This window comes from Maribacter sedimenticola, from assembly GCF_900188415.1.
GTDB lineage: Bacteria > Bacteroidota > Bacteroidia > Flavobacteriales > Flavobacteriaceae > Maribacter > Maribacter sedimenticola.
In genome coordinates, this window is sequence record NZ_FZNV01000007.1 from 48,347 (window position 1) to 70,154 (window position 21,808).

The 21,808-nt window shown below is 40.2% G+C and carries 17 protein-coding genes and 1 tRNA gene; 1 reads left to right on the top strand and 17 read right to left on the bottom strand.

All coding sequences use genetic code 11. The features are described 5' to 3' along the window. Positions 1 to 64: 64 nt before the first annotated feature. The 4 genes from CHB68_RS15530 to CHB68_RS15545 are packed head-to-tail and all read right to left on the bottom strand — an operon-like array spanning position 65 to position 6,270. Positions 65 to 1,468, bottom strand: a complete 1,404-nt coding sequence (locus CHB68_RS15530; RefSeq protein ID WP_089262481.1) for a TolC family protein — start codon at positions 1,466 to 1,468, stop codon at positions 65 to 67. A gap of 10 nt (positions 1,469 to 1,478) precedes the next feature. Further along, positions 1,479 to 4,619 carry an efflux RND transporter permease subunit gene (locus tag CHB68_RS15535; protein WP_089262310.1) on the bottom strand — a complete coding sequence of 1,047 codons (3,141 nt, stop codon included), beginning with the start codon at positions 4,617 to 4,619 and terminating at the stop codon, positions 1,479 to 1,481. A gap of 21 nt (positions 4,620 to 4,640) precedes the next feature. Next, positions 4,641 to 5,762 carry an efflux RND transporter periplasmic adaptor subunit gene (locus tag CHB68_RS15540; protein WP_089262483.1) on the bottom strand — a complete coding sequence of 374 codons (1,122 nt, stop codon included), beginning with the start codon at positions 5,760 to 5,762 and terminating at the stop codon, positions 4,641 to 4,643. A gap of 22 nt (positions 5,763 to 5,784) precedes the next feature. Beyond that, complete coding sequence (locus tag CHB68_RS15545; protein WP_089262312.1) at positions 5,785 to 6,270, bottom strand: GbsR/MarR family transcriptional regulator; 486 nt, start codon at positions 6,268 to 6,270, stop codon at positions 5,785 to 5,787. Positions 6,271 to 6,674: 404 nt separating this feature from the next. Between CHB68_RS15545 and CHB68_RS15555 the strand changes: the two genes are divergently transcribed. After that, positions 6,675 to 7,076 (top strand): hypothetical protein, encoded by a 402-nt coding sequence (locus CHB68_RS15555; RefSeq protein WP_089262316.1) that lies wholly within the window; start codon positions 6,675 to 6,677, stop codon positions 7,074 to 7,076. Positions 7,077 to 7,132: 56 nt separating this feature from the next. Here CHB68_RS15555 and CHB68_RS15560 read toward each other — a convergent pair. The 13 genes from CHB68_RS15560 to CHB68_RS15620 all read right to left on the bottom strand — a co-directional run bounded on the left by CHB68_RS15560 (position 7,133) and on the right by CHB68_RS15620 (position 21,807). Beyond that, a tRNA-Arg gene (locus tag CHB68_RS15560) sits at positions 7,133 to 7,206 on the bottom strand. A 47-nt stretch (positions 7,207 to 7,253) separates the two neighbouring features. Then, positions 7,254 to 7,697 carry a GatB/YqeY domain-containing protein gene (locus tag CHB68_RS15565; RefSeq protein WP_089262318.1) on the bottom strand — a complete coding sequence of 148 codons (444 nt, stop codon included), beginning with the start codon at positions 7,695 to 7,697 and terminating at the stop codon, positions 7,254 to 7,256. Positions 7,698 to 7,787: 90 nt separating this feature from the next. Continuing rightward, positions 7,788 to 9,686 carry a cell division protein FtsZ gene (gene ftsZ / locus CHB68_RS15570; RefSeq protein WP_089262320.1) on the bottom strand — a complete coding sequence of 633 codons (1,899 nt, stop codon included), beginning with the start codon at positions 9,684 to 9,686 and terminating at the stop codon, positions 7,788 to 7,790. A gap of 44 nt (positions 9,687 to 9,730) precedes the next feature. After that, positions 9,731 to 11,074, bottom strand: coding sequence for a cell division protein FtsA (gene ftsA, locus CHB68_RS15575; protein ID WP_089262322.1), 1,344 nt, complete (start codon positions 11,072 to 11,074; stop codon positions 9,731 to 9,733). A 7-nt stretch (positions 11,075 to 11,081) separates the two neighbouring features. Further along, positions 11,082 to 11,801 carry a cell division protein FtsQ/DivIB gene (locus CHB68_RS15580; protein WP_089262324.1) on the bottom strand — a complete coding sequence of 240 codons (720 nt, stop codon included), beginning with the start codon at positions 11,799 to 11,801 and terminating at the stop codon, positions 11,082 to 11,084. Next, positions 11,791 to 13,143 carry a UDP-N-acetylmuramate--L-alanine ligase gene (murC, locus tag CHB68_RS15585; RefSeq protein WP_089262326.1) on the bottom strand — a complete coding sequence of 451 codons (1,353 nt, stop codon included), beginning with the start codon at positions 13,141 to 13,143 and terminating at the stop codon, positions 11,791 to 11,793. The genes CHB68_RS15580 and murC overlap by 11 nt, the downstream gene beginning before the upstream one ends. Before the next feature lies 1 nt (position 13,144). Beyond that, positions 13,145 to 14,233: an undecaprenyldiphospho-muramoylpentapeptide beta-N-acetylglucosaminyltransferase gene (gene murG / locus CHB68_RS15590; RefSeq protein ID WP_089262328.1), complete on the bottom strand. Its 1,089-nt coding sequence runs from the start codon at positions 14,231 to 14,233 to the stop codon at positions 13,145 to 13,147. Beyond that, positions 14,220 to 15,422, bottom strand: coding sequence for an FtsW/RodA/SpoVE family cell cycle protein (locus tag CHB68_RS15595; RefSeq protein WP_089262330.1), 1,203 nt, complete (start codon positions 15,420 to 15,422; stop codon positions 14,220 to 14,222). Before CHB68_RS15595 ends, murG begins: the two co-directional genes overlap by 14 nt. A gap of 1 nt (position 15,423) precedes the next feature. Then, a complete protein-coding gene (gene murD / locus CHB68_RS15600; protein ID WP_089262332.1) occupies positions 15,424 to 16,758 on the bottom strand; it encodes a UDP-N-acetylmuramoyl-L-alanine--D-glutamate ligase in 1,335 nt (444 codons plus the stop codon). Next, positions 16,759 to 17,979 (bottom strand): phospho-N-acetylmuramoyl-pentapeptide-transferase, encoded by a 1,221-nt coding sequence (gene mraY, locus CHB68_RS15605; RefSeq protein WP_089262334.1) that lies wholly within the window; start codon positions 17,977 to 17,979, stop codon positions 16,759 to 16,761. A 34-nt stretch (positions 17,980 to 18,013) separates the two neighbouring features. After that, complete coding sequence (locus tag CHB68_RS15610) at positions 18,014 to 19,477, bottom strand: UDP-N-acetylmuramoyl-L-alanyl-D-glutamate--2,6-diaminopimelate ligase (protein ID WP_089262336.1); 1,464 nt, start codon at positions 19,475 to 19,477, stop codon at positions 18,014 to 18,016. Beyond that, complete coding sequence (locus CHB68_RS15615) at positions 19,474 to 21,480, bottom strand: penicillin-binding protein (protein ID WP_089262338.1); 2,007 nt, start codon at positions 21,478 to 21,480, stop codon at positions 19,474 to 19,476. Before CHB68_RS15615 ends, CHB68_RS15610 begins: the two co-directional genes overlap by 4 nt. After that, positions 21,481 to 21,807 (bottom strand): FtsL-like putative cell division protein, encoded by a 327-nt coding sequence (locus CHB68_RS15620; protein ID WP_089262485.1) that lies wholly within the window; start codon positions 21,805 to 21,807, stop codon positions 21,481 to 21,483. Position 21,808 lies beyond the last annotated feature (1 nt).

The following is a 21,808-nucleotide window of genomic DNA, read 5'->3' on the forward strand; positions in this document are numbered from 1 at the left end:
TTTCTAATTTTTAAAAAAAAGCATTGGCTATCAGTTAACCAATGCTTTTTTTAGTATAAAACTATTATTGCCATCCACCCCCTAAAGCTTCATATAAGTCTACTATAGACTGTAATCTGGCATACTTTGTTCCGGTAAGGTCAAGGTTGGTACTCAAAGTATTTTGTCTAGCATTCAAAACTTCCAAATAATTGGCCAAACCATTATCCAATAATTCTTGTGAATATTCCCTGGCCACGGTATATGCCTCATATTCTTTTTGTTTCACCTTAATTTTATCCAATGCCGCATTATAGGAATAAAGTGCATCTGAAACCTCTTTGGATGCATTGAGCAATGTATATTTAAACTGTAACTTGGCTTGTTCTTGGTTTGCTTTGGCAACTTCATACTGGGTCCTTATCTTTCTTCCGTTCAATAGTGGTTGGGTCAATCCCCCTACTATGGTGGTGAATAAGGAACTGGAATCAAACAACTTATCAAAATCCAAGCTTTGGAGTCCGCCGTTAGCGGTCAAGGTCAGTGAAGGGTAGAAATTACTACGCGCCACATTGCTCAATTCAAAAGAATTTAACAATGCATACTCCGCGGCTATAACATCTGGTCTATTTGCCAAAAGTTCATATGGAACTCCTGTTTTTAAAGGAGTAGAAATTTTCTGTTCATCTAAACTGCTACGGGCAATATCCTTAGGCTCACTTCCCAGTAAAATGGACAAAGAATTTTCCAATAAACGTACATTGTTCTTTAAATCGATTAAAATTGCTTGGGCGGTATACAATTGGGCTTCGGTCTGCTTTACCCCAACTTCCGTAACATTTCCGGCCTCCTTTAAGGCTTTGGTAGTCTCCAAACCGCTTTCCCTGGTCGCTATGGTCAATTCAGTAATGGCAATCTGCTCATCCAGACTTAACAATTGATAATATAACGAAGCTATATTTGCTACCAATCTGCTCTTTACAGCCTTGTGCGCAGCTACAGATTGTAAATATGTAGCCTCATTGGCTCGTTTATTACTTCTTATTTTTCCCCAAATATCCGCTTCCCAAGACAATCCACCGCTTAATTGATATTGGTCCAATCTATCAAACTGTCCACCAAATTGACTATTGGCAGAAAGCTCATTGTGGGTATATTGTGCAGAAGCATTTAGCGTAGGCAAATAACCTGCCTTACCTTGCTTTAAATACGCCTCGGCAATCATAATTTGCTGAATGGCCTGCCTAATATCTATGTTATTGGTTAAGCCCTCTTCTATATACCCCTGCAATATTGGGTCCGTAAATAGCTGTTTCCAAGAAATGGCGGCTATAGAAACACTATCCTTTTGTAATGAATCGGTCCTAAAGTATTGGGCGTTCAACAATTCACTTTCCGGACGCTCATAAGTTTTCGCCGAAAAGCAGGATACCAATAATAACGGTAATATTATTACGCTTGTAATTCTTATAATCTTTGAAAATTTCATATGCTTACAATTATTCTGCATTTTCTAATTTGTTTGTACTTGGGGCTCCACTTACTTTTTCCTGTAACCATTGAAAAAGAATAAACAAAATGGGTATTACGAACACTCCCGTAACAGTTCCTATCAATAACCCGCCTACGGCTCCCGTACCGATAGACCTGTTGCCAGCGGCACCAACTCCATTTGCCAATACCAGCGGCATTAAACCGAGGATAAATGCAAACGAGGTCATTAAGATTGGACGCAATCGTGATTCTGCCCCCTGCATTGCTGCATCTACGATACTGATATCTTCACGTCTTCGCTGCAAAGCAAATTCTACGATCAAAATAGCATTCTTGGCCAATAGGCCCACAAGCATAATCAAGGCAATTTGAAAGTAAATATTGTTTTGAAGGCCTGCCAATTGAGTGGTAAAATATGCCCCAAACACCCCTAATGGTAGGGAAAGCAAAACCGAAAACGGGATGAGATAACTTTCATATTGTGCGGCCAATAAAAAGTACACAAATACCAAGGACAATAAAAAGATTGTCGTCGTCTGGTCACCTGCATTGACTTCTTCCCTTGTAAGACCTGAATAGGCAGTGGTATAATTTACGGGTAGGGTAGCCGCAACCTCTTCCACTGCCGCAATGGCATCACCGGTACTAAAACCAGGATTGGTGGCCGCGGTAATTTTGGTAGAGTTAAACAGATTGAACCGTGTAACAGATTGGGGACCGTATACCCTTTTCATAGTAATGAACTCCGTTATGGGTGTCATTACTCCTGCATTGGTCCTTACATACATTTGATCTAGATTGTCTATGCCTGCACGGTCTTCTGGCAATGCCTGCACATAGACCCTGTATTGTTTTCCAAACCTTGAAAAATCCGATGCAAAAATACTTCCTATATATCCTTGTAGTGTTGAAAAGATACTGCTTACGGAAACTCCCAATTCTTTGGCCCTGGGTACGTTAAGCTCTAGCTCATACTGTGGATATTTAGTGTTGAAGGATGATTGTGCATATTGTATCTCGGGACGCTGCATCAATTTGGTAATAAATTCCTGATTGGTTTTATCCAAATCCTCAAAACTACCACTGGACTGGTCCAACAAGTTTACCTCTACACCTGCGGAATTTCCAAAACCTGGAATACTAGGTGGTGCAAAGAAAATGATATTCGCTTCAGGGATGGTAGCCGCTGCCCCAAACATTTGTGCGGTAATATTCTGAATGGACAATGAATCTGCACTACGTTCGTCCCAATCCTGTAAACGAACAAATCCTAGACCATAATTACTTCCCGAACCCCCTAAAAAACTTCGGCCTTCAATTACAGAGCCTTCCAAAACGCCAGGTATTTGTTTTAACTTGGCATACAGTTCCTGGTTAACGGCATGGGTTCTATCTATGGATGAACCTGCAGGCAATTCTACATTGATAAATACAATGGCCCTATCCTCATCAGGTACAAATCCGGTTTTGACATTGCCAGATGACCACCAGATACCCACAACGGCCAAAATCAATATGACAGCGGTTACCCATTTATTCCTATATAAAAAATGTACCGCTTTACCATACTTTTGGGTAGTAGCCTTAAAACCGGCGTTAAATGCATCGAAGAATCGTTGTATAAAATTTTTGCTTTTTTCATGTTCCTCTTTATGCGGCTTTAACAAAAGGGCACACAATGCCGGTGACAACGTCAATGCATTTACTGCGGAAATCATAATAGCCACGATTAACGTTACCCCAAATTGCTCATAGAAAACCCCGGTAGGACCTTGTACAAAAGTTACCGGAATAAATACTGCAGCCATGACCAAGGTAATGGATATGATAGCTCCTGATATTTCGTTCATTGCCGTAATAGTGGCCTTTTTGGCATCCTGTGCCCCTTCATCCAATTTTGCGTGTACGGCTTCTACCACTACAATGGCATCATCTACCACAATACCTATGGCCAATACTAAAGCAAACAAGGTTAACAGGTTTACTGAATATCCAAAGAGATTTAAAAAGAAAAATGTACCTATAATGGACACGGGCACCGCTATTGCAGGAATTAAGGTGGACCTAAAATCCTGAAGGAAAATAAATACAACCAAGAATACCAATAAAAATGCCTCTATCAATGTACTGACCACTTTTTCTATAGATGCGTTCAAAAAATTGTTGGTATTATAGGGGATAAAGATTTCCATACCCTCTGGCATATTTTGCTCTATAATCTCCAATTTGTCCTCTATGGCATTGATAATGTCACTGGCATTGGAACCTTTGGTCTGGAAAATACCCAAATTCACTGCCGGATGACCGGAAGTCGTAGAACCGGATGCATAGGATTGTGCCCCTAATTCAATATCCGCAATATCCTCTAACCGTAAAAAACGTCCATTATCCAGTGCTTTTACGATAATATTGCTGTACTGTTCCTCGGTTTTAAAACGGCCGGAATACTTAATGGTGTAACTAAAGGCCTGTCCATCATTTTCACCCAACGAACCTGCCGCAGCTTCTAAACTTTGTTCATTCAACACAGCTGTTACATCTGATGGTATAAGTCCATAAGCAGCCAATTTTTCCGGTTGCAACCAAATACGCATGGCATAGTCCTTAGAGCCAAATACGTTTACATTACCTACTCCGTTAACACGTTGAAATTCAGGTATGACATTTATTTTTAAGTAATTCTGAATAAATGTTTCATCATAATCCGGATTACTGCTATAGAATGACAAAAACATTAATGCACTAGTCTGCTGCTTTTGTGTGGTTACCCCTGTCTGGATAACGGCTTGGGGTAAAAATGCATTTGCACGGGCCACCCTGTTCTGCACATTGACCGCCGCAATATCCGGGTCCACATCTTGGTCGAAAAATACATCAATGGATGCCGTACCACTATTGGTGGCCGTAGAGGTCAAATAGGTCATACCCTCTACCCCATTTATTTGCTCTTCCAACGGAATAATAACACTTTCCAATATGGTCTCTGCACTTGCACCGGGATAACTGGCACTTACGTTTATAGTGGGTGGTGCTATATCAGGATATTGGGTAATGGGCAAGGTATATAACCCTAACACTCCTAGAATTACGATAATAATGGATATTACCGTAGATAAAACGGGACGTTCTATAAATTTTTTTAACATGTTCTTTTGGTATTTGGGTATTTATCTAAATACTTTTTGCATTGGCGTGGCTATGCTATCAAAGACAACGGGTTGCGGTATGATTTTGGTTTCACCCCTGATCTTATCCACTCCTGTTGCCACTATTTCATCGCCCTTCTGTATTCCACCTTCCACTAAATAAAGATTATCCACAGCGGTTATAATAGAGATAGATGTAGAAACGGCCATACTATCCTTTTTGGATACCTTATATACATATGTACTTCCCTGGCGTTCAAATGTACTTTCCTTGGGAACTACCAATACATCCTTAAAACGTTTTGGTATCTGTATCTTGGCGCTATTGCCATTACTTAAAATTCTTGAAGGGTTTTTAAATTTGGCCCTGAACGTAATTGCACCAGTAGCTTCATCTACTTGGGAATTTATAGTCTCAATAGTTCCTTCTTCATCATAAACACGACCATTGGCCAAAACCAGCTTAACCTTAGGAAGATTATTTATTTTTTCTGATATATCATCACCTTCGGTATCCTGTATAAAATCCAAATAATCTTTTTCATTCATGGAGAAATAGGCAAAAACTTCACTTATATCAGCAACGGTGGTCAATGCTTGCTGGTCACTTGGGCTTACCAACGCCCCTCTTCTAAAACGTATAGAACCTACAAAACCATTCACCGGACTTTTAATGTTACCGTAATTTATATTTGCATTTACGGCATTGTAGGTACTTTGGGCCTGCTGAAGCTTGGCCTTGGCGGATTCTAGTTGTACGTTACTAATGATATTTTTTTCAACCAAAGGTTTTAATTTGTCCACTTCTACTTGAGCCGCATTTACATTGGCACTTGCAGCGGCGGCATCTTGTGAAAGGGATTGGGTTTCTAACCTAAAGAGCACTTCTCCCTTTCTCACTTTTTGACCTTCATCTACCAATACATCGGTTATATAACCGGAAATCTTGGCCCTGACCTCACTATTTACTATACCTTCTATACTTGCCGGATATGTAGTATAAGAGGTTACGTCCTTGGTAGGTATGGTAACTACCTCAAAAGGCTTGGCGACGGCCAAAGGCCCTTGGGTTTTACCCCCATCCCCACATGCGACAAGGAAGATTAATGGTATTGCTACTATGGAAAGTTTTATTTTATTCATTTTTTTGATATGTTGGATTGAATTAATTTTTGTCTTGAAATTCATTAATTTTCAGTATAGCTTGTTCCAAATTGTCTCTTTCTGATTGTAGGTAGGAAAGGAAAATACTGCCTATAAATCCTTTTTCCTGATATTTTACCGGATTGTTGTTCTTATTGAAGGTATTTACTTTTTCCGCAATCTTCAGCTCCTTGGATACCGACTCCATACGCTCTTGTAGCATATTTTTAATATAACTGCCATTGTTTCTGAAATAGCGTTTTCTATCCCCAGTTCTAGTATAGTATTCAACGAACTTTAGTGAAACCAGCAAATTCAAATTTGTACTTACGGAACTTTTACTATTTTGGGTTATCTCCATTAATTCATCAAAAGTATACCCATCCGAAGAGGTCAAAACCAAGATAGAATAAATACGAGCTGATAATGGTGTAAGCTTATGGCGTGCCTGAAAGAACAAACCCAATTCTTCTACCAAATCCTTTTTTTCCTGTGAACAAATACCCATAACATTATTTTAAAAAGCAAAACTATAATTTAGTTCGTTAAGTTCCGAACCAATCATTATAAATATATGTTAATTAATTTTTCCCATAGAAATGGCAGGGTAAGCTAAGTTCTTTGTATCCGCAGATACTATTAAAAACAATAGTTTAAGGGTTTATACGTTATTAATAAATAATTTTCTCCCCACAATAAATTAGAACTATGATATTTTTTGGAACAGGTTCGGCCAATATTGCCAGTATAAAAACCAGAAATATTACCTGTCAACATTGCAAAAATGAAGACACCATCTATATTAATATATACCGGAAACATTTTCATATTTTCTGGATTCCCGTATTTCCGTTCATAAAAAGTGGAAACTCCTTCTGCAGTCACTGCAAACAAGTTTTAAAACCGAAGGAAATGTCCGATCAACTACAACTACAATACAAAAACATTAAAGGCAATGTCAAAGGTCCTACTTGGCAGTTTTCCGGACTTTTACTTTTAATATGCCTTATTGGCTTAATAATTTACACAACTGGTAGAGATAAATTAAACACCAAGCTATATTTATCCGAACCTGAAATTGGTGATATTTATAAGTATCGTGTAGATAACGGAAATTACTCTACAATGAAATTGGTAAGCATTACCCAAGATAGTCTGTTTCTTTCGTTGAACGATTATGAGATTTCCAAACGTTCACGCATTTATAAAATAGATAAACCGGAAAACTATCCCGATACTTACTTTGGCTACTCAAAACACGAAATATCCTTAATGGAAAAAGACGGTACTATTTTAGAAATCAATAGAGATTAATATAGTAACCCAATAAAATAAAAAGCCACATCTTTAGGATGTGGCTTTTTTACTAGTGACCCCGGAGGGATTCAAACCCCCAACCCTCAGAGCCGAAATCTGATGCGCTATTCAGTTGCGCCACGGAGCCAGTTTCTATTTAAAACCGAATGATTAGCATCATTCTTTATATTTAGTTTATGCCAACTTTCTTTTTACGATGGTAGATATTAATTTTCCATCCGCCTGACCGGCAAGTTCCTTAGATACAATACCCATTACTTTACCCATATCCTTCATTCCGGTAGCTCCTACCGAATCAATGGTCTGTACCACTACTTTCTCTACTTCCTCTTCCGTAAGTTGTTCCGGTAAAAATTGTTCTATAACGGCAATTTGAGCCAATTCTGGATCAGCAAGATCCTGTCTTCCCTGCTCTATAAAAATTGCTGCACTATCTTTTCGCTGCTTTACCAGTTTCTGAACTATTTTTATTTCGTCATCTTCCGTAATTTCACCCCCACCACTGGTATTTGCCACCAACAAAGCGGACTTTATAGCTCTAAGAGATTCCAAGGCAACCGAATCTTTGGCTTTCATAGCCAATTTCAACTGTTCCATAACCTTTTGCTGTAAACCCATAGCTTTTATATTTTGGATTGCGAAGATAAAAAATAAACCCGAAATCCATTACGGATTTCGGGTTTAAAATAGCTGTGCCATTTACGTTACTTAATCTACATTATCATGTAAAAAAGAATTATTGGAACGCAATTGGATCTCGTCGTTACTATCATCGCTTAACGAGGTTCTAGAGATTTTCTTTTCCCTTGGGGCATCATTTAAATGAATTCCCTGTCTTTGGTAAGCCGGTTTGTTCTCATCATAGGAACTTGGCTTTGTATTTTTGAAATTATAATTATAATCCTTTAATTTTCTTCTACGATCATCTGCCCTTTCCCTCAATAATTCCTCTATTGGAGTTTCCATTGGATCTAAAGGAGCATCGGTAGGTCTTTCTTCCCTAACTGGAGCAACCGTTCTTTTCTCAAAAATCAATTCGTCCTCCACTATTTTCGGTTCAAATTCCTCTGCCTTAGACTTTGCACCGGTCAGCTTGCTTTCCAATTTCATATAGTCATCTAGGCTATAGCGCTTTTCCCCATTTTTATTATATTCCAGAACAGGAATGATCTCTATACTATCCTTTACGTCCAAATCCTTAACTTCATCATTAAGGTTAAAGGTGATAACATTCTCTTTTTCCTCTTCCCTGGATGGCATATCAAAATTAAAGGCAATTTCCTCATCATGATCTCTGGCCTTTAAAACCTCTGGATCTACAACTTCAATATTTCTTGCGGCAGTATCTACGATTACAAAATCATCTTCGGAGACGTTTTCTGCCACTACCTCCTCATAAAATACATTAAAATTCTTAATGTAGTTCGTGGTAGGTATCAAATCAAATTCCGCTTCGTCAACAAATTGATATTTAGATACGGGCTTTACTTCCTCCTCTTCCTCATCCATCTCCAAGGTATGTACGGTTTTGGTATTGGATAGCAACATTGCCTCGGCACGTTGGCCGTCCTCTAAGGTATGGATGATTTTTTTTGATTCCGTATTTACAATATCATCCTGTTGCTCAATATTAAAACCCGTGGCAATTACCGTTACGGCAATAGCCTCTCCTAAACTTTCATCCTCACCGACACCCATAATGATGTTGGCGCCATAACCTGCCTCTATTTGGATATGATCGTTGATCTCTCCAATTTCATCGATCGTAATTTCCTGTGCCCCAGAAACGATTAACAGCAATACGTTTTTAGCTCCTTGAATCTTATTATCGTTCAACAAGGGCGAATCCAATGCTTTCATGATCGCTTCGTTGGCACGTGCCGATCCAGATGCAATAGCGGACCCCATTATAGCGGTTCCACTATTGGACAATACGGTCTTGGCATCACGTAAATCTATATTCTGTGTATAGTGATGCGTAATTACCTCTGCAATACCCCTAGCGGCCGTTGCCAATACTTCGTCCGCTTTGGAAAAACCAGCTTTAAAACCAAGGTTACCATATACCTCCCTTAGTTTATTGTTGTTAATAACAATCAGCGAATCAACATTTTTACGTAGTTTTTCTATACCGCGATGCGCTTGGTCTACACGCATTTTACCTTCAAACTGAAATGGCATGGTTACGATACCAACGGTAAGAACATCCATTTCTTTTGCGAATTTTGCAATGACGGGAGCAGCACCAGTTCCTGTTCCCCCACCCATACCAGCAGTAATGAATATCATTTTTGTCGTAGAATCCAACATACCCTTTATCTCCTCCATGCTTTCCATGGCGGCCTGTTCCCCAACTTCAGGATTGGCACCAGCACCCAAACCTTCCGTTAACGAAACGCCCAATTGAATCTTATTGGGCACCGGACTATTATCCAAAGCTTGTGAGTCGGTATTACAGATTACAAAATCCACTCCGTTAATTCCTGCCTGGAACATGTGGTTAATGGCATTGCTACCGCCACCACCTACTCCAATGACCTTTATAACGTTACTTTGATTCTTTGGCAAATCAAAAGAGATATTATCAAATTCGCTGTTCTTACTCATATTCTAATTATTACTGGTTTGTATTATGTTGCTCTATGCTATTGCTACTCTGCGTTATCTAAGAATTCCTTTAATTTTTCGGTCCATTTGTCAAATACGGATTTACGTTCCTTATGAACATCCGGGCGATTAACGACCGTTTGGTTTCCCTCTGCATATACCAATTCCTCTTCCTTTTCCTGCTCTTGCTCCTGAAGAATTTCTTCTTTAGTTAACTTTACCTTCTCTTGGTTCTTAATGGCATTCATTAAAAGACCAACAGCGGTTGCGTACAAGGGACTGGCCACTTCTTCATCGGAATCACCGGCCAAATGCTCATTGGGGTACCCTATTCGTGTATCCATACCCGTAATGTATTCTACCAACTGCTTTAAGTGCTTTAATTGACTACCGCCACCCGTTAAAACAATGCCCGCGATCAATTTTTTCTTTTGTTCCTCATGACCGTAGTTCTTGATCTCAACATAAACTTGTTCTATGATTTCAACTACACGTGCATGAATTATTTTAGAAAGGTTTTTTAATGAAATTTCTTTTGGCTCCCTACCTCTTAATCCCGGTATGGAAACTATTTCATTATCCCTATTCTCCCCTGGCCATGCCGAGCCAAATCTTGTTTTCAACAGCTCTGCCTGCTTCTCTATGATGCTACAGCCCTCCTTGATGTCTTCTGTAATGACACCACCACCAAAAGGAATTACGGCAGTATGCCTAATGATCCCGTCCTTAAAAATTGCAAGATCAGTAGTACCTCCACCTATATCTATCAATGCAACCCCAGCTTCCTTTTCCTCTTGGCTCAATACCGCATCTGACGATGCCAATGGCTCCAAGGTAATGTTGCCCAAGTCCAGACCTGCGCTCTTAATACAGCGGCCCACATTCTTTATGGATACCACCTGGCCTACCACAACATGAAAATTGGCTTCTAGACGACCACCGTACATACCAATAGGCTCCCTAATTTCTGCCTGACCATCTACTTTGTATTCTTGCGGTAATACATGAATGATTTCTTCACCAGGTAACATAATCAATTTGTGCACTTGATTACATAGTGTATCCACATCTTCTTCATTGATGACTTCCTCTGAATCCTTTCTGGTGATATAATCGCTGTGCTGCAAACTTCTAATATGCTGCCCGGCAATACCCACCACAACAGAACCGATCTTAAGACCAGAATTGGCCTCTGCCTCTTCTACGGCCTGCTGAATGGATTTTATGGTTTGTGTAATATTGTTTACCACACCACGGTGTACACCCAAACTCTTGGATTTACCGATACCCAAAATCTCTATCTTACCGTATTCATTCTGCTTACCAATAATGGCAACGATCTTTGTTGTTCCAATGTCTAGACCGACCGAATATTTAGTTTGTTCCATCTTTAAATTATATTTTAGTGCACACCACCTGGTTATTGAATTCTAAACTTACTTCTGCATAATCCTCCAAGGTTTGATCCTTGGTAGCCTTGGCATAAAACGCCTTAAAATTGCTGAACTTCCCCTCCAAACCATCAATACCGCCTAAATTCACTACAAAATCGTTAAGCCTTAATCGCAATTGGTATTCGTTTTCGCTTTTGATATGAATACCTACCACGGTTTTTCTAAAAAAATCGTCAGCATTTATATGCTCCAATATGACATAGACATCCTCAAGGCTTTTACCGCTGATATTGCCTGTTATTATGGGAACTCTTGCTGAATGATTACTGGAAAGTGGCATACGCTTTCCGTCCTCATCCAAATAAAATTTTGTATCCCCCTCTATGCGTCCGATTGGTTTGCGCTGAACAATTTTTGAATTAAGCTCACCATCTATAGTTAGATAGACCTGGGCACTTTTCACCATTTCATTGGCCTCAATGGCCTTTTCTACAGTATTCAAAACTATATTTTCTTTGGGCACATTTTGTAGGCTCCCGTATTTTTGTATTAACAATTTATTAACCGCCCCTTCAGTGAGATATAGATTCTGATCACCAACAAAACTTACCTTCATACCGGTTACGTTCTTGGCACTGTTTCTTGCATTGGAAAACGCATATAACCCCATGATTACCAGAACCAAAGCCGCCAACTTTATGTAATTCCAATTAAATCGCATATGACATTTCTTTTTTAATTTTTACTATTTCCAAACCAATATCCCCAGCACCCATGGTCACCAATACTTCAGGATTTTCAGCTTTTATTCGTGGAATGATTTGTTCCTTTGAAATTAAAGCCTTATTGCCGCTTGTTATCTTGCTCAGCAACCATTGGGAATCTACCCCGGGTATTGCTTCTTCCCGTGCAGGATAAATATCCAACAACAATATATTTGTAAACCGTGAAAGACTTTTTGCAAAATCGTTCACAAAATCCCTTGTCCTGGAGTACAGATGCGGTTGAAAAATAGCCAACACTTTTTTATGGGGATGCATTTCTGAGATTGCCTCAAAAACGGCATTGATTTCCGTAGGATGGTGCGCATAATCATCTATAAAAACAAACTCCTCATTTTTTAGCTGATACGAAAAACGCCTTTGCACTCCTTTAAATGTTGCCAATGCTTTAGCAAGGCGATGTGGTGGGGAACCAGATTCCATCGCCATCGCAAAAGCAACCAAACCGTTCAGCAAATTATGCCTACCAGGCTTGTTGAATTCAACCCCTTTCAGCGTGGCATCGGGGGTCTCCAAATCGAATATGTAGGTACCACGTTCTATTGTTATGTTTCGGATGCAATAATCCGAATCGTCTTCTATTCCATAAGTATACCCCTGTAAAGGCAACCCGTTACGAACGAAAAGTTTTCCGCCCGGTTTAATTCTTTTGGTAAAATCAATAAAGGTTTTCTCCAATTCCCCGGCATTACCATAAATATCCAAATGATCGGCATCCATAGAGGTGACACATGCTACATTGGGCGATAGTTGCATAAAGGAACGATCAAATTCATCTGCCTCAACTACAGAAAATTCCGTTCCCTCTAACAAAAAATTACTGTTGAAATCTTCTGAAATACCTCCTAAAAAGGCAGTTAACGAAACCCCGGACTCTTTTAAAAGGTGTGCCAAAATGCTCGATGTCGTAGTTTTACCATGGGTTCCGGCCACCGCAAAGCAAAACGAATCCTTGGTAATCAACCCAAGTACCGCCGACCGTTTTTTGATGTCGAAATTATTGGTCAAGAAATATTGGTATTCCGTATGCTGTGAAGGTACCGCTGGGGTATATACCACCAATGTATGTGCACTGTCAAGATACTTATCCGGTATTAGGGCAACATTATCCTCGTAATGGATTTCCATACCGGCAGCGACCAATTCCTTGGTCAATGGCGTTTCGGTTTTATCATACCCGGCCACCGATTTTTCTATAAATGCAAAATAACGCGCCAAGGCGGACATACCTATGCCCCCAATGCCTATAAAATACACGTTATGTATTTGCGCTAAATTCATTTTATCTTATTATTTTTTCTATTTCGTCACAGATATCGGCAGTTGCATTTGGTAATGCCAACGCTTTACTGTTCTTTGATAATGTTGCTTGTTTTTCAGCAGAGTTCAGCACTGCCTCAAACTCGCCTTTAAACTTTTCGTCCAGCTCACTTTCCCGTATCATTACGGCTGCATCATGACCAACCAATGACAATGCATTTTTTGTCTGATGGTCTTCTGCTACTACCGGTGACGGAATAAAAAATGTAGGTTTCCCAACCAAGCATAATTCTGATACCGCACCTGCTCCAGCTCGTGATATAATAAAATCTGCCGCTACATAGGCCTTATCCATCGAGTTTAAAAAAGCATGAACCTTTATAGTTGCTGACTGATTTCCTTTATACGTATCGTAATACCCTTTTCCACATTGCCATATTACCTGTAACCCCAATGATTCAAAATATGCCATGTTGTCCGCAACCAATTGATTGATACGTCTAGCACCTAAACTACCCCCCAATACCAATAGCGTTTTCCTATTAGAATCCAATTCAAAATAATCTAACGCCTCGCTCTTTGTTACGTTTAGCGTAACCAAATCTGAACGTACAGGGTTACCCGTTTTTACTATTTTATCCTTTGGAAAAAACTGTTCCATACCATCATAGGCTACACAGATTTTTTCCACTTTGTCCTTCAATAGTTTATTGGTAATACCGGCAAATGAATTCTGCTCTTGCAGCAAACAAGGTACCCCCTTAACGGTAGCCATTTTTAATAATGGACCGCTGGCAAAACCACCTGTACCAATTACGGCATGGGGTTTAAATTTCGATACGATGCTGTTTGCTTTCATTAAACTACTTATCAATTTTATAGGAAAAAGCAGATTTTTAAGGGTCAGTTTTCGCTGTATCCCTGTTATCCACAATCCTTCTATTTTATATCCTGCCTGCGGCACTTTCTCCATCTCCATTCTATCCTTTGCCCCTACGAACAAAAATTCGGCATCAGGATACCTTCTCTTCAGTTCGTTGGCAATGGCAATTGCCGGGTAAATATGTCCGCCGGTACCGCCACCGGACAAGATGAATCTATAATTGCCCACTTAATATCTCTAAAGGGTTCGTTTCATCCATATCGTCTTCGGCCATACTTTCTTGCACTATACTTTTATTACTTGCACTCAATATGATGCCTATGGCCAAACAGGTCATCCAACTTGAGGTTCCACCACTACTGATCAGAGGCAAATTCTGTCCGGTTACGGGAAAAAGCTCTACAGCTACCGCCATATTGATCATTGCCTGAAAAACAATGGGCAATCCAACCCCCAATACCAATAATTTAGCAAACACGGTAGAGGCCCCGTTGGCGACAACCACAATGCGGAACAATAGGAACAAATAGAAAAGCATTAGGCCAAAGCCACCTAGCAGACCATATTCCTCCACAATTATGGCATAAATAAAATCTGACGAACTCTGTGGCAAAAAGTTTTTCTGAATACTCTTACCGGCCCCTTTTCCTACCACACCCCCTGTTGCAATTGCAATCTTTGCACGTTCTATCTGGTAATTGGCCTCTGTATTTTCAGGATTGGAAAAGCTATCTATACGGCTCATCCATGTATCTACCCTATTGGGAAACAAATCTGGAAATGCCTTTGCCGTTACTATGAAGATAGACAGGAACAAAATTCCTGCACCCACTATACCCAACAAATACTTCATTGGATAACCGCCCAGAAAGCATAGGATCATTACCATGGAAAACAAAATGGCGGCCGTTGAAAAATTAGCGGGCAAAATCAACATAACGATCAAGAACACCGGTAACCATAAAGGCAGAATACTTTCCTTAAAAGTAATCTGAATCTCCCTAACCTTAGAAAAATATCTGGCCACATAGATCATCAATACAACTGCCGCCAAGTTAGAAGGTTGAAATCCAAACCCCACTATGGGCAAGCGTATCCACCGGCTATCATTTGTGCCACCACCGGATGTTCCCTGAGCCAATACAAATACGAGCAATACCACCACAATTGGCAAAGCGATCATGGACAGGCCCTTAAAGAAATGAGTGGGTATTCTATGTACGGCATAAATAATTCCAAAACCCAAGAAGAGCAAAATAGCATGCTTTACCAAATGGCCAACCGTGGTACCGTTTCCCACTACATAGACCAGATTACTACTTGCACTATATACGGGCAAAAACGAGAACAATGCCAATAGTGCCGCAATGGCCCAAATAGCTTTATCCCCTTTTATATTTTGAAATATGTTCAACACCCTATAAATTCCTTACACAGTTCTTAAATTGATTTCCACGATCTTCATAATTTTCAAAAAGATCAAAACTTGCACACGCCGGTGACAATAAGACCGTATCACCACGTTCCGCTATTTTATAAGCTACCTTTACCGCTTCCTCCATGGCAAAAGTCTCTACCAAAAGATCTACGGCATTGCCAAAAACATCCTTTATTTTTTCATTGTTCTCCCCAAGACATATAATGGCCTTTACCTTTTCACGCACCAACGGCATCAATTCCATATATTCATTGCCCTTATCTACACCGCCCACGATCCATACCGTTGGGGTCTTTACACTATCCAAGGCATAATATGCCGCGTTTACATTAGTGGCTTTGGAGTCGTTGATATACTCTACATGATGTATTTTCAGTACTTTTTCCAAACGGTGCGGCGCCCCTTGAAAATTAGACACACATGCCCTAATCGTTTCTTTTCTGATACCGATTAATTTTGCAATCGTGGCAGCTGCCATGGTGTTCTTTACATTGTGCTGACCTTCTAAGGCCAAAGTGTCTTTAATCATGCTAATAGTGTCTGTTGTTGTTTTTATTATTATCTCGTTTTGTGCTAAAAATGCTCCTTCTTTAAATTCCTCTTTCAATGAAAAAGGCATTAATTTCGATTTGACCGGGTGCTCCTTGAGCCATTGTACCAATACTTCATCGTCTGCATCATAAATCAAGTAATCTGACTCATCTTGATTTTCCGCTATTCTAAATTTCGATGCGATATAGTTTTCAAATTCATATTCATACCGATCTAAATGGTCTGGCGTAATATTGGTAATCACCGCTATGTGCGGTTTAAAATCTACAATACCGTCCAACTGAAAGCTGCTGATCTCCAGCACATAGTACTCAAAATCGTTTTCTGCCACCATCTTGGCATAGCTATCTCCTATATTCCCTGCCATACCTACTTTTAAACCTGCTTCGGCAAGAATATGGTTGGTCAACATGGTCGTGGTAGTCTTTCCGTTGCTCCCCGTTATACCTATAATTTTTGCATCGGTGTATTTTGATGCAAATTCAATTTCAGATATTACCGGAATCCCTTTTTCCACCAGTCTTTTTACCAAGGCAACTTTATCCGGTATACCCGGACTCTTCATTACCAAATCGGCTTTTAAGATGTGGTCTTCAGAATGTGTTTCCTCTTCCCAGTCAATTCCAAAATGTTCAAGAACGTTTTTATACTTCTCTTTAATTTTTCCTTTATCGGATACAAAAACTTCGTATCCTTTTTTCAATCCCAAAATGGCGGTTCCTACTCCACTTTCCCCACCGCCAAGCACTACCAACATCGCCATTTATCTAATTTTTAATGTAACTATGGTAATAATGGCCAACAGTATGCCCACAATCCAAAACCGTGTTACGATCTTACTTTCGTGATATCCTTTTTTCTGATAGTGGTGATGTAGGGGCGACATTAAAAATATACGTCTGCCCTCTCCGTATTTTTTCCGTGTATATTTAAAATACCCTACTTGCAACATCACTGAAAGTGACTCGGCAAAGAATATTCCGCACAGGACGGGAATCAACAATTCCTTTCTAACTATTATTGCTATCACCGCAATGACCCCACCTATGGTTAAACTACCGGTATCTCCCATAAATACTTGCGCCGGAAAAGCGTTGTACCATAAAAACCCAATTAAGGCACCTACAAAAGCGGTAATAAAAATCAGTAATTCACCTACCCTTGGTATGTACATGATATCTAAATAGTCCGAAAAAATAATATTACCAGATACCAAAGCGAATATGCCCAAAGTAAAAACGATAATGGCAGAAGTACCTGCAGCAAGACCATCAATACCATCCGTAAGGTTTGCACCGTTAGAGACGGCCGTTACGATAAGGATGATAATAGGGATAAACAACAACCATGCATATTGTGTGGCTCCTTCTCCGGCCCATTCTATTAAATAACCATAGTCAAATTCATTGTTCTTAAAGAAGGGCACCGTGGTCATGGTAGATTTTATTTCCGCCCCCTTAACCTGCTCTACGGTATATTCACTCGTAATGATGGTCTTATCATGATCGCGCATGGTAACGGCCGGATGAAAATATAGCACTGCACCTACTATAAGTCCTAAGGTTACCTGGCCCAACACCTTAAACCTGCCCTGTAAACCTTCCTTGTTCTTTTTAAACACCTTAATATAATCATCCAAAAAGCCAATAGCCCCCATCCATAACATGGTGAAGACCAATAGAATGATATAGATATTCTCCAATCTGGCAAATAATAGTACGGGAATCAAGGTGGCCATTATAATAATAATGCCGCCCATGGTTGGCGTACCCGCTTTTTGCTTTTGCCCTTCCAACCCTAGGTCACGAATAGTCTCGCCCACTTGCTGTCGTTGCAAAAACAAAATAATACGCTTACCAAAAGCCGTCGCGATCATTAGGGAAAACAATATGGCCATTGCCGCGCGAAACGTGCTAAACTGAAATAGCGAAGCCCCGGGGAACTGGTATTGTTTTTCTAAATATTCGAACAGGTAGGTTAACATATATATTTTTGGTTTTGACCCAATGTGGCCAAGGTTATTTATCTAGGTTGTTCAATACTTCCTTTACTATCTTAAAATCATCAAAATCTACACGAACACCATTAGTTTCCTGATAGGTCTCGTGCCCTTTCCCCGCTACTAGAATGATATCGTTATCATTGGCAAGTTGACAGGCGGTCTTTATGGCCTGCTCCCTGTTTTCTATGGAAAGGATTTTCTTAAAATGCTGGGGCTCCACACCGGCTTCCATTTCAGCAATGATCTCTGTTGGGGATTCCGTTCTAGGATTATCCGATGTCAATATGACCTTATTGCTCATATCCGCAGCGATATTGCCCATTACCGGACGCTTAGATCTGTCTCTATCGCCACCACACCCCACAACGGTGATGACGTTTTCATTTCCAGTTCTCAACGTGTTGATTGTCTCAAGCACATTTTTTAGAGCGTCCGGCGTATGGGCATAATCAACAATAGCCGTAATTCTGTTTTTTGATATAAAATATTGAAACCTTCCGTCTACATTGTCCAATTCACTGATCAGACGTAGGGTTTCCAATTTTTGCAGTCCCAATAAATCTGCCGTGGCAAAAATGGCCAACATATTATAGGCATTAAAATGACCGATCAACTTGGTCCACAGTTCGTGCTCATCAATTTTTAACAATTGGCCATCAAACTGATTTTCCAAAATTTGCGCCCTATAATCCGCATAATTCTTTAAGGCATAGGTAAATTTCCTTGCTTTGGTATTCTGTAACATGACAAGACCGTTCTTATCATCAATATTGGTCAGTGCAAAGGCAGATTTGGATAATTGATCGAATAATTTCTTTTTCGTATCCCTGTACTCCGCAAATGTCTTATGATAATCTAAATGATCATGGGAGAGATTTGTAAAAATCGCACCCTCGAATACCAAACCTTCTGTTCTTTTTTGATGTATACCGTGCGAGCTTACTTCCATAAAGCAATATTCAACACCGGCCTCGTTCATCATTTCCAAGTACTTGTTGATGACCAAAGCATCTGGGGTAGTATGCTTGGTAGGGTATTCCGCATCATCTATCATAATCTTTATCGTGGACAACAACCCTACCTTGTAGCCTGCTTTTTTAAACAATTGATAAAGTAGGCTGGACACCGTTGTTTTTCCATTGGTACCCGTAACCCCAACCAATTTTAAATTTTTTGACGGATTGCCATAGTAGTTGGATGCCATGACTGCCAAGGCCTGGTTCCCGTTCTCTACCTCAACATAGGTAACCTCATCTTGCATGGTATCCGGCAATTCCTCACAGATTACAGCCCTAGCACCTGCCTTAACTACCGCATCTATATATTTATGACCATCTGTCAACGTACCCTTTATGGCTACAAAAACATCATTTTTCTGTACCTGACGGGAATCAAAGCATATTGAAGCTATATCACAGGAGGTCGTACCGCTAACCGCAGTAAGATGTACACCATATAATATGTCCTTCAATAATTTCATATCAGTTCCAATACAATTTTTTTGACTGTCTTTAAATCCGTGCCTTTTGAGATGGACTGTCGTTTTACCTTTCCATTGCCCCTTACCTCTACTTCAATACCTAAATTTTCAAGTATGGCAACGGCATCCATACCGCTCATACCCTTTACATTTGGCACCTGTGCATATTGCTGCTGTGCCTTTTTATAATATCCTTGGTATGCCTTTTCGGCATCGGCTATCTGTATGTTCTCCACATCTACCTCACTCGTTAATGGCGATGTAGCATATACTTTTTGTGCTACCGACTTAAATACCGGTCCAGAAACATCTGCGCCATAGTAACCAACACTCTTATCCGGCTTATGGATTACCACAATACAGGAATACTTAGGATTGTCCGCCGGAAAATAACCTGCAAAAGATGAGATATATTCATATTTACTCTTGTCTTTGGACACATAATTGGTCTGTGTGGTGCCTGTTTTACCGGCCATTGAAAAATTGGGGGAATACATACCATGGCCCGTACCATATTCCTTCTCGACTACATCTTTTAGAATCTGTTGCACTTTCTTTACGGTCTGTGGGGAACAAACGGCAGGGTTCAGCACTTCCTTATCAAATCTTTTGATGGATTTGTTCCATTCCTTGACCTCTTTTAAAAGTCTTGGCTTCACCATTTCGCCATCATTGGCAATAGCATTATAGAATGCCAAGGTCTGCAGCGGTGTCATGGATACCTCATACCCATAGGCCATTTGTGCCAATGACAAACCAGACCAGCCTTTGTCGCCAGGGTACCGCAATACCGGAATTCCCTCTCCACGAACGGGCAAGCCCAACTCTTTATGAATACCCATACCCATTAGGCGGTTTACATATTTTTCCGGATCATTCTTATAACCGTTATGTATCATTTTGGCAAAAGCGGTATTAGAGGACACCTCAAAAGCCTTGGCCACGGAAATTTTTCCATATCCGCCATGTTTGGAATCCTTTACCCAATGCCTGTATATTTTCCATTTTCCGTTCTCGGTATCTATTACCGTACTGGTATCTACCACTTTATCCTCTAAAGCAGCCACCAAATTCATTAACTTAAAGGTAGAACCCGGTTCATGGGACTCTCCTATAGCGTAATTTAAGCGCTCATAATATTTACCCTCTGGCGTTTGCCCTAGGTTGGCAATAGCCTTTACCTCACCGGTCTTCACTTCCATTACAATGACCGTACCATGGTCTGCCTGATATTTTTCCAATTGTCCCAAAAGTGCATGGTGGGCTATATCCTGTATATTGATATCTATGGTAGAGTACACATCATAACCATCCTTTGGCTCTATAATGTTATCCGTTCCTATTGGTTTCCAAAGCCCTTTGGCAATTTTTTGCTTAGCACGCTTACCTTCCACACCCCGTAAATATTCACCAAAAGCACCTTCCATACCTACACGGGTACGGTAGCCGTCCTTATCCACACGTTCGTACCCTACACTACGCTCGGCAATTTTTCCTAAAGGATGCTCACGCTTGGTCTTTTGCTCAATGATCAAACCACCCTTATACGCACCTTTATTGAAAAGCGGAAAGGATTTTACGGCCATATAATCAGAATAATCAAGATCGCGTACGATCAGGGCATACCTGTTCTTATTTTCCTTTGCCTTCCTTAAAACCTGTTGGTAATGTGAAGATGTCTTTCCAAATTGTTTGGCCAAGGCATCTGCCAATGGCTTTACGTTTTCCTTGAAATCCTCATTGCTAACGGTAACGGCATCAAAACGAATGGTATACTTAGATACCGATGTGGCCAATAAGCTACCGTCATCTGAATATAGGTTGCCTCTGTTGGGCTCTATAGTAAAGATGTGCGAGGTACGGGTCTCCGCCAAAGCCTTGTATTTTTCGCCATCCACAATTTGGATGGACACCAGCTTAAACAGCACAGCACCGGCAAATAGCACCAGGAACCCTGCTACTATATATAGTCGTTTTAATATGCTTTTATCGGTGGCGGCCATTTACTGCTCTTCGTTAATTGATTTTACCCTAATTTTTTGCGGCGGCGTTTCTGATGGAAACAAACCTATTTCCGCTATTTTGTCCGTTATGCTCGATTCCAATTTTAATTGCTGCACATCTGAACGCATATCTACAAATTCGTTGCGCAGTTCCTTTACCTCTTCATTCAATAAAGCGATGGTATGGACCTTCTGGTCCGCACTATGTGAACTACTGATCATCACAGTTGCCAAAAAGGATATAAAAATGATGAACAGCCAATTTTTTGGAGAGTCTCCACTCACCAAAAACTTACCTTTTAAGAGGTCCAATACCCCTGTTTTCATT

Bases quoted from the DNA above. Each gene is read 5' to 3' on its own strand.
- CHB68_RS15530 (WP_089262481.1), bottom strand. From the start codon at position 1,468: ATGAAATTTTCAAAGATTATAAGAATTACAAGCGTAATAATATTACCG.
- CHB68_RS15535 (WP_089262310.1), bottom strand. From the start codon at position 4,619: ATGTTAAAAAAATTTATAGAACGTCCCGTTTTATCTACGGTAATATCC.
- CHB68_RS15540 (WP_089262483.1), bottom strand. From the start codon at position 5,762: ATGAATAAAATAAAACTTTCCATAGTAGCAATACCATTAATCTTCCTT.
- CHB68_RS15545 (WP_089262312.1), bottom strand. From the start codon at position 6,270: ATGGGTATTTGTTCACAGGAAAAAAAGGATTTGGTAGAAGAATTGGGT.
- CHB68_RS15555 (WP_089262316.1), top strand. From the start codon at position 6,675: ATGTCCGATCAACTACAACTACAATACAAAAACATTAAAGGCAATGTC.
- CHB68_RS15565 (WP_089262318.1), bottom strand. From the start codon at position 7,697: ATGGGTTTACAGCAAAAGGTTATGGAACAGTTGAAATTGGCTATGAAA.
- ftsZ (WP_089262320.1), bottom strand. From the start codon at position 9,686: ATGAGTAAGAACAGCGAATTTGATAATATCTCTTTTGATTTGCCAAAG.
- ftsA (WP_089262322.1), bottom strand. From the start codon at position 11,074: ATGGAACAAACTAAATATTCGGTCGGTCTAGACATTGGAACAACAAAG.
- CHB68_RS15580 (WP_089262324.1), bottom strand. From the start codon at position 11,801: ATGCGATTTAATTGGAATTACATAAAGTTGGCGGCTTTGGTTCTGGTA.
- murC (WP_089262326.1), bottom strand. From the start codon at position 13,143: ATGAATTTAGCGCAAATACATAACGTGTATTTTATAGGCATTGGGGGC.
- murD (WP_089262332.1), bottom strand. From the start codon at position 16,758: ATGGCGATGTTGGTAGTGCTTGGCGGTGGGGAAAGTGGAGTAGGAACC.
- mraY (WP_089262334.1), bottom strand. From the start codon at position 17,979: ATGTTAACCTACCTGTTCGAATATTTAGAAAAACAATACCAGTTCCCC.
- CHB68_RS15610 (WP_089262336.1), bottom strand. From the start codon at position 19,477: ATGAAATTATTGAAGGACATATTATATGGTGTACATCTTACTGCGGTT.
- CHB68_RS15615 (WP_089262338.1), bottom strand. From the start codon at position 21,480: ATGGCCGCCACCGATAAAAGCATATTAAAACGACTATATATAGTAGCA.
- CHB68_RS15620 (WP_089262485.1), bottom strand. From the start codon at position 21,807: ATGAAAACAGGGGTATTGGACCTCTTAAAAGGTAAGTTTTTGGTGAGT.